General features: G+C 66.6%; 13 protein-coding genes. 9 read left to right on the forward strand and 4 right to left on the reverse strand.

Features of this window, described 5'->3' with window-relative positions; all coding sequences use genetic code 11:
* Positions 1–143: 143 nt before the first annotated feature.
* Both RMCN_RS10550 and RMCN_RS10555 read left to right on the forward strand, forming a co-directional pair.
* The gene (locus RMCN_RS10550; RefSeq protein WP_067388949.1) at positions 144–2,414 is read left to right on the forward strand and encodes a catalase; all 2,271 of its coding nucleotides are present in this window, start codon (positions 144–146) and stop codon (positions 2,412–2,414) included.
* Positions 2,415–2,555: 141 nt separating this feature from the next.
* A complete protein-coding gene (locus RMCN_RS10555; protein WP_067388981.1) occupies positions 2,556–2,834 on the forward strand; it encodes a DUF732 domain-containing protein in 279 nt (92 codons plus the stop codon).
* A gap of 21 nt (positions 2,835–2,855) precedes the next feature.
* On the opposite strand, the gene RMCN_RS10560 is transcribed toward RMCN_RS10555, so the two are convergent.
* Genes RMCN_RS10560 through RMCN_RS10570 form a run of 3 tightly spaced genes read right to left on the reverse strand, consistent with a single transcriptional unit; the run spans position 2,856 to position 5,179 of the window.
* A complete protein-coding gene (locus RMCN_RS10560; RefSeq protein ID WP_067388951.1) occupies positions 2,856–3,710 on the reverse strand; it encodes an SDR family NAD(P)-dependent oxidoreductase in 855 nt (284 codons plus the stop codon).
* Complete coding sequence (locus RMCN_RS10565) at positions 3,700–3,906, reverse strand: ferredoxin (RefSeq protein ID WP_067388953.1); 207 nt, start codon at positions 3,904–3,906, stop codon at positions 3,700–3,702. The genes RMCN_RS10560 and RMCN_RS10565 overlap by 11 nt, the downstream gene beginning before the upstream one ends.
* Position 3,907: 1 nt before the next feature.
* Positions 3,908–5,179 (reverse strand): cytochrome P450, encoded by a 1,272-nt coding sequence (locus tag RMCN_RS10570; protein ID WP_067388955.1) that lies wholly within the window; start codon positions 5,177–5,179, stop codon positions 3,908–3,910.
* Between the two features lie 155 nt (positions 5,180–5,334).
* Between RMCN_RS10570 and RMCN_RS10575 the strand changes: the two genes are divergently transcribed.
* Positions 5,335–5,928, forward strand: a complete 594-nt coding sequence (locus RMCN_RS10575; protein WP_067388956.1) for a TetR/AcrR family transcriptional regulator — start codon at positions 5,335–5,337, stop codon at positions 5,926–5,928.
* 16 nt (positions 5,929–5,944) lie between these two features.
* Here RMCN_RS10575 and RMCN_RS10580 read toward each other — a convergent pair whose 3' ends face one another.
* Positions 5,945–6,973 carry a fused (3R)-hydroxyacyl-ACP dehydratase subunits HadA/HadB gene (locus RMCN_RS10580; protein ID WP_067388958.1) on the reverse strand — a complete coding sequence of 343 codons (1,029 nt, stop codon included), beginning with the start codon at positions 6,971–6,973 and terminating at the stop codon, positions 5,945–5,947.
* Positions 6,974–7,128: 155 nt separating this feature from the next.
* On the opposite strand from RMCN_RS10580, the gene RMCN_RS10585 reads away from it, so the two are divergent.
* From RMCN_RS10585 to RMCN_RS10610, 6 genes are all read left to right on the forward strand, one after another.
* On the forward strand, positions 7,129–8,115 hold the full coding sequence (locus tag RMCN_RS10585; protein ID WP_110765807.1) for a glycoside hydrolase family 6 protein: 987 nt from the start codon (positions 7,129–7,131) through the stop codon (positions 8,113–8,115).
* A gap of 38 nt (positions 8,116–8,153) precedes the next feature.
* Positions 8,154–8,729 carry a COG4315 family predicted lipoprotein gene (locus RMCN_RS10590; protein ID WP_064414528.1) on the forward strand — a complete coding sequence of 192 codons (576 nt, stop codon included), beginning with the start codon at positions 8,154–8,156 and terminating at the stop codon, positions 8,727–8,729.
* Between the two features lie 57 nt (positions 8,730–8,786).
* A complete protein-coding gene (locus tag RMCN_RS10595; protein ID WP_067388985.1) occupies positions 8,787–9,617 on the forward strand; it encodes an LLM class F420-dependent oxidoreductase in 831 nt (276 codons plus the stop codon).
* Between the two features lie 57 nt (positions 9,618–9,674).
* Entirely contained in the window at positions 9,675–10,868 is a 1,194-nt protein-coding gene (locus RMCN_RS10600; RefSeq protein WP_064414589.1) for an acyl-CoA dehydrogenase family protein, read from the forward strand.
* A complete protein-coding gene (locus RMCN_RS10605; protein WP_067388960.1) occupies positions 10,861–12,015 on the forward strand; it encodes an acyl-CoA dehydrogenase family protein in 1,155 nt (384 codons plus the stop codon). Before RMCN_RS10600 ends, RMCN_RS10605 begins: the two co-directional genes overlap by 8 nt.
* A gap of 121 nt (positions 12,016–12,136) precedes the next feature.
* Entirely contained in the window at positions 12,137–13,270 is a 1,134-nt protein-coding gene (locus RMCN_RS10610) for a glycoside hydrolase 5 family protein (protein ID WP_064414526.1), read from the forward strand.
* Positions 13,271–13,482: the final 212 nt, after the last annotated feature.

Below are 13,482 nucleotides of genomic sequence, written 5' to 3' on the forward strand. Positions count from 1 at the left end.
CCGATCGTCGGCGGCGCTGTGATCCGCTCCGGCCGCCCTGCGAGACGTTTCAAGTGGCTCCCGAATGGAAACCCGCCGCCGCGAGCAGGCCTGCCGTCAATGACGGTTATCGGCACCGAGACAGTCGCGATAGGGAGACATCGATGGCGGACGACCGCGCACCCAAAGAAGCCGTCAAGGGCATCGTCGAAGAGGCCAAGGGCAAGGCCAAGGAGGCGGCCGGGACGCTACTCGGCAACGAAGAGCTCAAGCGCGAGGGCCAGGCCGACCAGCACAATCCGTCCTACATTCCCGGCGCGCCCGGTCCGGAGGCGCCGTCGTTCGACGAGCCGACCGCCCCGCGCGAGCCCCTGCCGCCGAAGCCCGATCAGACTGCACCGAAACTCCGCACGGCGACGGGGACTTCCGCCGAGGGACCGATGACCGCCCGTGGGCAGCAGGGTGCGTACCTCACCACCGCGCAAGGCGCGCGGCTCTACGACACCGACCACTCCCTTAAGGCCGGCGAGCGCGGGCCGACTCTGTTGCAGGACCACCACCTCCGCGAGAAGATCACCCACTTCGACCACGAACGGATCCCCGAGCGGGTGGTGCACGCCCGCGGCGCCGGTGCGCACGGTGTGTTCCGCGCCAACGGCGCCGCCGAGAAGATCTGCAAGGCAGGCTTTCTGAAGTCGGGCGCGGAGACCGAGGTCTTCGTCCGCTTCTCCACCGTCCTGGGCAACCGCGGCTCGGCCGACACGGTGCGCGACACCCGCGGATTCGCCACCAAGTTCTACACCCACGAAGGCACCTTCGACCTCGTCGCCAACAACATCCCGGTGTTCTTCATCCAGGACGGCATCAAGTTCCCCGACGTCGTCCACGCCGCCAAACCGCATCCGGACCGCGAGATCCCGCAGGCGCAGAGCGCGCACGACACCTTCTGGGATTTTGTTTCGCTGCACACCGAGGCCCAGTTCCACACCATGTGGAACATGTCCGATCGCGGGATTCCGCGGTCGTACCGGATGATGGAGGGGTTCGGCGTCCACACGTTCCGGTTGATCGGGCCGGACGAATCGACGTCGCTGGTGAAGTTCCACTGGAAGCCCCGGCTCGGGGTGCATTCCCAGGTCTGGGAAGAGGCGCAGATCACCGCCGGTGTGGACCCCGACTTCCATCGACGCGACCTCGCGGACGCGATCGAGAAGGGCGTCTACCCCGAGTGGGACCTCGGGGTGCAGGTGTTCCCGGACACCCCGGAGCAGATGTTCGAGGGCATCGACCTGCTCGACCCGACGAAGATCGTGCCCGAGGAACTGGCCCCCGTGCAGGTCATCGGAACGCTTCAGCTCAACCGCAACGTGACGAACTTCTTCGCCGAAACCGAGCAGGTCGCCTTCCACCCCGGCCACCTGGTGCCCGGGATCGACATCACCGACGACCCGCTGCTCCAGGCGCGGCTCTTCTCATATCTCGACACGCAGATCACCAGGCTCGCGGGCCCGAACTTCAGCCACATCCCGATCAACCGGCCCCACGCTCCGGTCAACGACATGTTCCGCGACGGGTTCCACCAGTCCGGTGTGCAGCCCGGCGTGGCACCGTACAAGCCGAACTCGCTGGACGGCGGTTGCCCGTTCCTCGCGGGCGCGGACACCGGCGCGTTCATCGAGGTGCCCACCGTCATTCCGGAGTCGACGAAACGTCGCGACGCACCGGCCACCTACGACGACCACTTCAGCCAGGTGACCATGTTCTACCGCAGCCTGAGCGCGGCCGAACAGGACCACGTCGCCGAGGCGTACACCTTCGAACTCGGCAAGTGCTACGAGCAGGCGGTCAAGGAGCGCCAGCTGGTGGCCCTGGCGAACATCGACGCCGACCTGTGCGCGAAGGTGGCCGAGGGGTTGGGCCTCGAGGCGCCGGCTCCCACCGTCGCACCCGTCGATCCCGTGGTGCTCAGCCCCGCGGTGTCACAAGTCGGTGAGGAATGGCCGGTCGAGGGCCGTCAGATCGGCATCCTCACCGGCCCGGGCTCCGACCTCGCCGGCGTGGCGGCCGCTGTCACCGCGATCGCGAACGCGAAGAACGTGCCGTTCGTCGTCGCGGCGCATGGCGGCACGCTCGAACACGAGGGAGCCCCCATTCCGATATCGCGCACCTACGCGACCGCCCGCTCGGTGGAGTTCGACGCGATCCTCATCGCGGGATCCCCGACCAACGCCAAAGCGAAAACGATTGTCGACGAGACGTTCCGGCACCACAAGGCGATCGCGGTGCTTCCGGAGGGGACCGAGCTTGCTGCCGCCGCAGCGGTTCCGACCGACGGGCCCGGGCTGTTCTCCGGCTCCGACCCGGCGAGTTTGGCCCAGTCACTGCTCAACGCGCTCGGCCGACACCGGGTGTGGGACCGGGTGGTCGTCGCCTGACGGTTCTGTCCGGGTTGCCGCGGCGCTGACCAATGTTTGCTGAATGCGCCGCGGGCGCATTGTCGCGGGCATACCATCGACCTGCTTGACGAATGGGATCCGTCGATGGTCTGGAAACAATTGATCCGATGGAGGTTCGACATGTTGCCCGTGATGCGTCTTGGCGCCGGACTCGCGACCCTCGCGGTCGTCCTGGCCGCACCCGCCGGTGCGACCGAAGACGAGTTCCTGCGTGACCTTCAACCGCGATATTCATTCCTGACGGCCGAGGAACTGGTCACGCAGGGTTACCGGGCCTGCGCCGCCACCAGCGTCGGTGTCCTGGCACCGGACGCGGTCCAGATGATCAGCGCGGACCTGGGCATCTCGACCGGTGCGGCGATGGACATCGTCAGCCGCGCACTACTGCGCCTCTGTTGACTCCTCGCTCCGTCACTGGCCTCACCGAACCAGAGTGGCGCCACCGTCCAGGCGGATCTGTTGTCCCGTCATGAACCGCGATTCGTCGGCGAGTAGATAGAGCGCGGCGTACGCCGATTCCCAGACGCTGGCGCGGCCCATCTTGAGCTTGACGACGTCGTTGTGTCTTTCGGTCGCTTCATCGGCGTCCAATCCGAACAGCGACTGCGAATCCCGATTGGCCAGTACGGAGTTGATGGGGCCCAACATCAATGTGTTGACCCGGATTCCGGCCTCGGCGTACTGAACCGCGGCAATTTCGGTGATGTGGTTCAGACCGCATTTGCCCAATGCGTACGGCATGATGCCGATGTTCAGGCCGAGCTCGTTCTTGACGCTGGCGATCGATGAGATGTTGACGATGCTTCCGGCGGTGTCGCCGGAGTTGCGCTCCATACATTGTGCGGCAAAGAGATTGCAGTGATAGCAGCCCAGCATGTTGACGTTGATGCCGTGGTTGAAGTTCTCGACGGTCATCGAGTTGGTCTCAAAGTCGAACGGGGGATTGGTGGCCACGCTGTAGACCATCCCGTCCACGCGACCGCTGGTCGACATCGCGGTGTCGAAGATCCTCTGGCAGTCATCTTTACTGGCGACGTCGGCTTCGATGGCGTAGGCGTTTCCACCTTCGGCGACGATCATCTCGACGGTTTCCTTCACCGCTGTGGGATTCAGGTCGACGGCGACGACCTCCGCGCCATGGCGCGCCGCCAGAAGCGAGATGGCCCGCCCGTTGCCCATGCCGGGTCCGGGACTCTGTCCCGCTCCCACCATCACGACGACCTTGCCGGACAGGTCGAAGGCCTTGCGGCCCTTGCGATCGAAGTCAGTTGACATGGTTCTCCTTGGTGACGTGTATGGCGCTTTCGGGACAGCTCTGCGCGGCGTCGGTCACCGACGCTTCCAGAGCGGCGGGTATTTCGGGATCTGTCGTCTCCGCATAGCCGAGGTCGGCGATGACGAACACCGACGGACACAGCGATGCGCAGACTCCGTGTCCGCGGCACGCATCGTCGTCGACGGAAACCCTCATCTCAGGCCACCTTCACGTGCAGTTCGGTGAGTCCGCGCAGGATGTAGGTGGGCACGTAGTCGAAGCGCCGACTTCCGGTGGGGCCGTGTGCGGCGTCGTCGATGCGCACTTCGGCGCTGCGCTCGAGCAGCCGCCGAAGGAGCACTCGGCCCTCCGACCGCGCCAGCGGAGCACCGATACAGCTGTGCACGCCACGTCCGAATCCGATGTGCCGGCGCGCATTCGACCGATCAGGATCGAACACATCCGGGTTCTCGAACTGGCGGGGGTCACGGTTGGCCGCGCCGAAGTGCACCATCAGGGTCGTACCCGCCGGAACCTCGACCCCGCCGACCGTCGTCGCGGCACGGGCCAACCTGAAGTCGCCCTTGATCGGGCTTTCGAACCGCAGCGCCTCCTCGATGAAGTTGGGGATCGCCTCCGGAGCCTCGCGTAGCCGCTCCGCCAGTCCCGCGTCCTCGGCCAGCATCTTGAGCGCAGAGGACAGGAGTCGGACCGTCGTCTCCTGGCCGGCCGAAAAGAGGTTGGCCGCAACGCGAACCACGTCGATGACCTCGGGCACCGATCCGTCCGGAAAGGTGGCCATGGCCATCTCGGTCATGACGTCACCGCGCGGTGACTGGCGTCGCTCGTCGATGTAGTCGGTGAAGCGCGCGTAGAGGTACTCGAGCGGGGAGTGCGCCATGACGGTTTCCCCGTCGGCACTGCCCAGGGCGACGTCGCGCGTCAACTCTGCGGTGAGCTCGGCGTGGTCTTCTTCGGGAACGCCCAACAAGTCGGCGATGACCAGGAGCGCGAACGGGTTGGCGACCTCCCTGATGAACTCGCCGCCGCCGGCCGCCAGGAACGGGTCGAGCACTCTGTCGGCGAGGCGCCACATGAACTCCTCGTTCTCCTTGAGGCGTTTGGGTGTGATCAAACGCGAGAGGAGTGACCGATGGGCGGTGTGCTTGGGCGGGTCGAACGACGGCAATTGGTCACTGAACGGCAGCTTGTCGCGATGGGCTTCGATCAGCGCGCGGACCTCCGCGCCGTCAAGACCCTCCAGGGAAACCGGGAAGCCGGCCAGAAAACCCGTCGTGGAGTTGCACGAGGAGAACGTCTCCGGATCGCCGACGACCGACAGCACTTCGTCGTAGCCGGTGACCACCATGACGCCGTGCACCGGTTCGCGCAGCACCGGGCTTGTCTCGCGCATCCGGGCCAGGACGGGATACGGGTCCGCGATCAACGCGTCGTCATGGAAGAAGTCGAGCGTTTCCAGCGTGGTCAACGGCGCTCCTCGGGATATGCGGTGACGGGATGCTGCGACAAGCTCGTTGTCGCCTGACCAATCGTAAAGCTCGGTCCTGACCAACCGTACAGCATCGCCCTGTACGACTGGTCAGCTAAAGTGGGCGGTGTAAGCAATCCGACAGAGAGAATCCCGTGAGCGACCCCTTGACGGACGCCGGTGCCCCGACCCGGCAGCGCCTCATCGACGTAGCGATCGACCTGTTCAAACAACACAGCGTCGCCGGAACGTCGCTGCAGATGATCTCCGACGAGCTCGGCCTGACCAAGTCCGCGATCTACCACCATTTCCGCACCCGCGAGGAACTGCTCACCGCCGTCATGGAACCGCTCATCGAAGAGGTCGCCGCGATCGTCGCTGCCGCCGAGACTCACCGCGCGCATCGTGCCCGCGCAGATCATCTGCTGCGGGGCTATGCAGCGCTGGCCGCCGCGAACCGCGAGCTGATACCGCTGTTCACCGGCGACCCCGGTGTGGTCGCACTGCTGCGGACCCGACCGGATTGGGCCGCGGTCGTCGACCGCCAGATGCGCCTGCTCGCCGATGTCGAGCCCGGGTTGGCCGGCCAGGTGAAAGCGGCGCTCGTCATGTCGGGAATCGCATCCGCCGCGGGCTTGGACTACGGCGCCATCGACGAAGAGACGCTACGCGATCAACTGATTGCGGCCGGGCGCCGAACGCTCGGATTGCGCGCGCCGCAATCGCGTGACGCGCAGCCCGACGGCTGAGGACGGTGGCGGCGCGTCAGCGGAAGCGGATGTTCATGGTCGCCAGCCCGAAGATCTTCTTCCCGGCGGATCTGGCCGCCACCACGATCACGCCCGATCGGGTCGCAGGATCCAGCGACTTGACCCTGCCGCTGAACTCGATGTCGGTGCCTTCCTTGGCCGAGACGATCGCGGGTGCGGAGAGCCGCACCGCATAGCGCGTCACCGCGCCCGGGTCGCCCGACCATCCGGAAACGAATCCGGCGCCCAACCCCATCGTGAGCATGCCGTGGGCGATCACGTCGGGCAGACCGGCCAGCTTGGCGATCTCCTCGTCCCAGTGGATGGGGTTGGCGTCCCCGGCGACGCCGGCATAGTTGACCAGATCCCCGCGGGACAACCGCGTATGGCGCACCGGGAGTTCGTCGCCGACCGTCAGCTCGTCGAACGACGGCGTGCCCGGTGAGCGGTCCGAACCATCGGCGATCCGGGCCTCGCTCTCGGGCCGCACGGTCTTCTCGTATGTGCCCTCAGCTTCACTGACCGCGAAGATGTCCACGTCGTGCATCATCTTGGCGTGGACGGCGGACATGATGTCGGGATCCACGTCCTCACTGGTCAAGCCCACCACGGTGGTGTGCAGGGTGTGGACCCGCTCGCCGGCGGTGTCGGTGAAGGTGTTGGTGACGGTGATCAGATCCCGGCCCGCGATCCGGCGCACCGACGTCAACTCGACGTCGATGACCAGCTCGTCGCCGGCCACGATCGGGCGGTGCTGCTCGAAGACCTCTTCGGTCTGCAGGTAGGTGTCGTAACCGACGACCACCTGCTCGAACATGTGCCGGTTACACGACATGGCCGGGGCCGACGTGAACGTCAGCGGCGCTACCAGCCCCGAAAATCCCAGCTCAGCGGCGGCAGCGACGTCCCAGTGGGCGGGGTGGTAGTCCTGCACCGCGCGGGCGTATTCGCGCACCTTCTCGCGGCCGACGAGGTAGGGGTCGGCCATCTGGTACCAATGGCCGACCCGCGCTTCGATGGCCGACGTCTCTGGTGCTGCGGTCATGGATGCCCATCTTTTCTGCCGGTTTGTCGGTGAGCCCGACCCCAGCACACTAACGCGCGCAGCCATGAACCCTCGCCGAGCATGGCCGCAGGCTGCACGGTCGGTTACCAGGGCCGAATTGGCGGGCCCGATCGCGAGCCATTAATTTCCCTGGGGTGATGTCCTCAGCTGCCCGCGCGGTCGCGCGATTGACCGCCCCCGTCCTCACCTTGGCGGTCGTCGCCTCCGCGACGCTCCTCGCCGGCCCGGCGCCGACAGTGCGCTTGGTCAGCGAGGCCAACCCGTTGGCGGGCAAACCCTTCTACGTCAACCCGACGTCGAAGGCGATGCGCGCCGCACAGGCTGCGGACCCGCCCAGCCCCGAACTGAGCGCGGTCGCCAACACCCCGCAGGCCTACTGGCTGGTGCCGGGCTCGTCGGCGTCGACGGTGGCCAAGTACGCGGGCGACGCGGCCGCCGCCGGCGCCATACCGGTGTTCGCCATTTACGGGATCCCGCACCGCGACTGCGGAAGCTTCGCGGCGGGAGGTCATGGATCCGGTGAGGCGTACCGTCAGTGGATCGACGGCATCGCCGCCGACATCGGTCCGGTGCCCGCAGCGGTCATCGTCGAACCCGACGCGCTCGCCATGGCCGACTGTTTGTCAGGAGATCAGCGTCAGGAACGCTTCGACCTGATCCGCTACGCGGTGGACGCCCTGACCCGCAACCCGTCGACCGCGGTGTACGTCGACGCGGGCCACCTGCGCTGGCACAGCCCCGAGGAGATGGCGTCGCGCCTCAACCAGGCCGGTGTGGAGCGTGCGCGAGGGTTCAGCCTCAACGTCGCGAACTTCTTCACCACCGAAGATGAAATCGGTTACGGCGAAGCGATTTCGGGCCTGACGAACGGTAAGCACTACGTGATCGACACGTCCCGCAACGGCAACGGGCCCGCCGAGGGCGAGCTCTATTGGTGCAACCCCAGCGGAAGGGCGTTGGGTGTCGCGCCGACCACGGCCACCGCGGGTCCGCACGCCGACGCCTATCTGTGGGTGAAGCGGCCCGGCGAATCCGACGGGACATGCGGTAAGGGTGACCCGCGTGCCGGTGATTTCGTCAACTCGTACGTGATCGAGTTGGCGAGCAATGCGGGTCGTTGACACGTTTGAGCGGTGAGACCGAAGGAAATGGATTGATCATGCCCACGCCACGAACGTCGCCGATGTGCGCGTCGATCCTGATGGTCAGCCTCACGGCGCTGTCCGGGTGCGCCGCGCTCGAGAACAAGGAGACCCACAGCACGGCGACGGCCGCGGCGTCCGGCACCCAAACTTCGTTGGCCGCACCGCGCACCGAGCCGCGTACGCCGGCGCCCAATCCGCCGCCGTCGATCGAGCGGAAGCCGCCGATCGGGGACGTCTCGCTCGGCATCGACGATCGCGGTGACCTCGGGCAGATCATCGTCGACAGCACCGGCCGCACGCTGTACGTCTTCTCGGAGGACGGTCCGAACGAACCCACCTGCTACGGCGAGTGCGCCGACACCTGGCTGCCCCTGTTGGCGGACGCGGATCCGGCCGGCGGTATCGGCATCGACGTCGCGGCGGCCAAGATCGTTCCGCGTCGCGACGAGGGCGAGCAGGTGACGTACCGAGGCCACCCGCTCTACCGGTATGCGGGCGATCAGACCGACAGGGACGCCCACGGGCAGGGTCTCGATATGTTCGGCGGGGAATGGCATGTGCTGACCAAGTTCGGTGAACCACTGGCCTGAGGAATAGCCGCGTCGCGCGCCGGCGTTGGCATGCGCATCGACGAAAGCGAGGGCGGCATGGACTTCGGGATCTCAACCTTCGTCAACGACGACACGATCGACACCGTGTCGTTGGCCCGCGCCGTCGAGGAGCGCGGCTTCGACGCGCTCGTCGTCGCCGAGCACACCCACATCCCGGCGAGCAGGCAGTCGCCGTATCCCATGGGCGGGGACCTGCCGAAGATCTACTACCGCACCCTGGATCCGTTCGTCACGCTGGCCGCGGCAGCGGCGGTGACCTCGAAGATCGAGCTGGTCACCGGCATCGCGCTGCTGATCCAGCGCGATCCGATCATCACCGCCAAGGAGGCCGCCAGCATCGACCTGATCTCGGGCGGCCGGTTCGTGCTCGGTGTGGGCGCGGGGTGGAACATCGAGGAGTTGCGCCACCACGGCACCGACCCCAAGACCCGCGGGGCCTTGCTGGACGAACGCATCGAGGCCATCAAAGCGTTGTGGACCGATGAGCCCGCCGAGTATCACGGACGTTTCGTCGACTTCGAATCGTCGTTCCTGCGGCCGAAGCCGGTGCAGAAGCCCCACCCGCCAATCGTCATCGGCGGTGACTCCGACGCCACGGTCAAGCGGGTGATCCGCCATGGCGCCGGCTGGATCTCCAACCCACTACCGGTCGAGAGGCTGGCGAAACGAATCGAGCAGATGCGGGAGGGCGCGGGTCACGACGTGCCGTTGACGACGTTCGGCACGCCCGCGGATCCGGACTACTGGCGCGCTCTCGAGGACCTCGGCTACCGGCAGGCCAACCTGCTGCTGCCCACCAAACCGCGCGACGAGTCGCTGCGGCTTCTCGACGACTACGCCGCCAAGATCGCCGAGTACCGCGGATAGTCGCTCAACCCGGTACCGCTGTTCCTCGACGCGCGTCGAGTTTCTATGGTGACAGCCATGAGCAATGACGCTGATGCCGGTCGGGTCGCCGAACTGGCGCGCGGGGTCGTCGCCGACCACGACCCGAAGAACGTGCCGATCCCCGAATTCCTCGGCGCCTGTTACGACGCAGGTCTGACCTGGGTGCACTTTCCCGAAGGCCTGGGTGGGCTCGGAGTGTCCCGCGGTCTGCAGGCCGTCGCCGACCGCATCTTGCAGGGTGCGGGCGGCCCCGTACCCCTCGGTCTGAACCCGATGGGCTACGGCATGGCAGCGCCGACCATCCGCGAACACGCCCAGACCGAGGACGTCAAACGAAAGTGGTTGCGCCCGTTGGCAACCACAGACGACCTGTGGTGCCAGTTGTTCTCCGAGCCGGGCGCCGGCTCCGACCTCGCCGGTCTGGCCACGTCGGCTGTGCGCGACGGAGACGACTGGGTCATCAACGGCCAGAAGGTGTGGACCAGCCTGGCGCATCGAGCCCGCTGGGGGCTGCTGCTCGCGCGCACCAATCCCGATGTGCCCAAGCACAAAGGCCTGACGTACTTCGTCATCGACATGCACGGCGACGGCGTCGAAACGCGACCGCTGCGCCAGATGACGGGTCAGGCGGAGTTCAACGAGGTCTACTTCAGCGACGCCCGCATCCCGGACAAGCACCGCCTCGGCGAGGTCGACAACGGCTGGGCCGTCGCGATGACGACGCTGATGAACGAACGCACCGCACTCGGCGGCAGCGGCAGCAGGCGCGGCGCCGGCACCATCGCCGACGCGACCGGACTGTGGGCATCGCGGCCCGAACGCCACACCCCGGTGCTGCGCGACCGCCTCACGCAGCTGTGGCTGCGCTCGGAGGCACAACGGCTCACCTCCGAACGGTCACGCGCGGCCGCGACGGTCGGCGGACCCGGCCCGGAAGGATCGGTCGGCAAGTTGGTCGGGGCCGAGCTCAACCAGGACATCTACCAGTGGTGCATGGATTTCCTTGGGCCAGAAGGCATCCTGTACCACGGCTATCAGCAGGGCGCGGCGACCGGCGAAAGGGACTGGCAGGGGCCGATCCAGCAGCGGTACCTGCGCAGCCGTGCGAACACCATCGAAGGCGGGACGTCTGAGGTGATGCGCAACATCCTCGGTGAACGCATCCTCGGGCTGCCCGGCGACCTGCGTGCCGACGCCGGCATGCCGTGGAAGGAGATCCCCCGTGGCTGAGTACAAGTTCACCGAGGAACAGGGTCAATTGCGCGATGCGGTGCGCAAGTTCAGCGCCGAGCACTTCTCGGAGGAGACCGTCCGCGGGTTGATGGAGTCCGACCCGCCGTTCGATCCCAAGGTGTGGGCACGGCTCGGCGGCGAGCTCGGCGTGCTGGGTCTGTCGGTGCCCGAGGCCGACGGCGGAGTCGGCGGAACGCTCGTCGATCAGGCCGTGGCCATCGAGGAGCTGGGGGCACGGTTGGCGTGTGGGCCGCTGTTCGGGACGGTGTACCTGGCGATTCCGGCTCTGGTGGCCGCCCCATCCGGGCCGGTGCGCGACGAGCTGCTCGGTGACCTCGTGGAGGGTCGGCGCACCGCGGCCTTTGCCGTGGTGGACCGCGGCGGCGCATTCGATCCCGACGCCGTCACGGTGACCGCTGCGGGAGATGCGTTGTCGGGCACGGTGAGTCAGGTGGTCGACGGCGGCATCGCCGACGTCCTGCTGGTCGCCGCGCGGAGCGATGACGGCGTCGTCCTGTATGCCGTTGACGGCACCGCCGACGGAGTACAGCGCACACCGCTGGCCACGCTCGATCTCACCCGCTCCGAGGCGAACGTGACGTTCACCGAGGCGCCCGCCCGCGTGATCGCCGGGGCCGAGGAAGCCGCCCGGGTCATCGACCATGCGCTACAGGTCGGTGCGGCGCTTCTTGCGGTGGAGCAGGTGGGCGCCGCCCAGCATCTGCTGGACCTGTCGGTGGAGTACGCGAAGTCGCGACTGCAGTTCGGCAGGCCGATCGGATCGTTTCAGGGGGTCAAGCATCGGCTCGCGAACCTGCTCGTCGACGTCGAGCACGCGAGGTCGACTGCCTATCACGCGATCTGGGCGCTGGCGGACGGATCCGATGATCCGGCGCTGGCCACCAGCATCGCCCAGGCAGTCTGCTCGGGCGCCCTGAGCCACGTCGCCAACGACACCATCCAGGTGCACGGTGGCATCGGGTTCACCTGGGAACACCAGGCGCATCTGTATTACAAGCGCGCCGCGACGAACGCGGTTCTGCTGGGCAGCGCCGAACAACACCGGGACCGGGTCGCGGCGATGGTGCTCGACGGCGCGGAGGCGGAGCGGGTGCCGCGGGTGGCCGACGGGCTCACGGTCTGAGCCTGTCTGGTCGGCAACAGGGTGACTCGGCTCACCCGATTGATAACAATTCGAAACCTGTTGCGTTGCAAGATGAGACACGAGGACCGAACAGCTCGGCTCTGAACACTATGTTCACAAGGTGCGCCGGCGAACCGCCCTCAAACTTCCGCTGTACCTTGCAGCCGCCGCGGCACTGACCAAGCTGCCCTCCGCCGCTGCGGCCGAGACGGGGCGATGGTCGGTTGACCGCGCCAACGCCTGGTATGGGGAGCAGGGTTGGCTGCTCGGGGCCAACTATGTCACCTCGAACGCGGTCAATCAGCTCGAGATGTTTCAGGCGGGCACCTTCGACCCGCGTCGCATCTCCGGCGAGCTGAGCGTCGCCAGGCGGATCGGGATGAACACCATGCGGGTGTTCCTGCACGACCAGCTGTGGGCGGCGGACCGAGCCGGATTCAGCCAACGGCTGTCACAGTTCGTCTCGATCGCGGCCAGTCACAACATCAAGCCGCTGTTCGTGCTGTTCGACTCGTGTTGGGATCCATTGCCCAAGGCCGGTCCTCAGCGGGCTCCGATCAAGGGAGTGCACAACTCGGGCTGGGTCCAGAGTCCCGGTGCGCATCGACTGCAGGACCCGGCCTACACGCGCGTACTGCAGAGCTATGTCACCGGCGTGGTCGGCCTCTTCCGCAACGATCCCCGGGTACTGGGGTGGGACGTGTGGAACGAGCCGGACAACCCAGCGAAGGACTACCGCAAGGTCGAGCATCCCGATAAGCAGAAGCTGGTCACGGCGTTCCTGCCGCACGTGTTTCAGTGGGTGCGAGCGGTCAAGCCGATCCAACCGTTGACCAGCGGGGTATGGCAGGGACATTGGCGAGACCCCGGCAGCCGCAGTGAGATCGCCAGCCTGCAGCTCGAGCTCTCGGACATCATCAGCTTCCACAGCTATGCCGAGCCCTCAGAGTTCGAGGACCGCATCGACGAGCTCACTCCGCTGGGCCGGCCGATCCTGTGCACCGAGTACCTCGCCCGTAATCTCGGCAGCACCGTCGAGGGCATCCTGCCGATTGCCAAGCGGCGCAACGTCGGCGCCTACAACTGGGGATTCGTCGCCGGGCGCACGCAGACGTACCTTCCGTGGGACTCCTGGAACGAGCCCTATACGACGCTTCCGGACACGTGGTTCTCCGACCTGATCCACCCGGACGGCAACGCACACAACAACGATGAGATCCGCTTCATCCAGAAGCTGGTCGGGGTGAGTACCTGAAGACGTCGCCACACGCGACGGAATTCTTGCCTTCTCTAGAAATCTGACGGCGAAAAATGCTGCTCGCCAGAGTGTTTGGGCCAAAATCCCTAGTTATCGCTTGGTGGTGGTGGGGGTTCGTAGGGGTCGTACCATTTCCATTCGGCGCGTTCGCCGCGGGGGCCTGGGCAGGGTGGGACCGTTGGTGGTGATCCGGTGGGTGGGTGTGCGAG

The sequence above is a fragment of the Mycolicibacterium novocastrense genome (assembly GCF_001570485.1).
GTDB lineage: Bacteria > Actinomycetota > Actinomycetes > Mycobacteriales > Mycobacteriaceae > Mycobacterium > Mycobacterium novocastrense.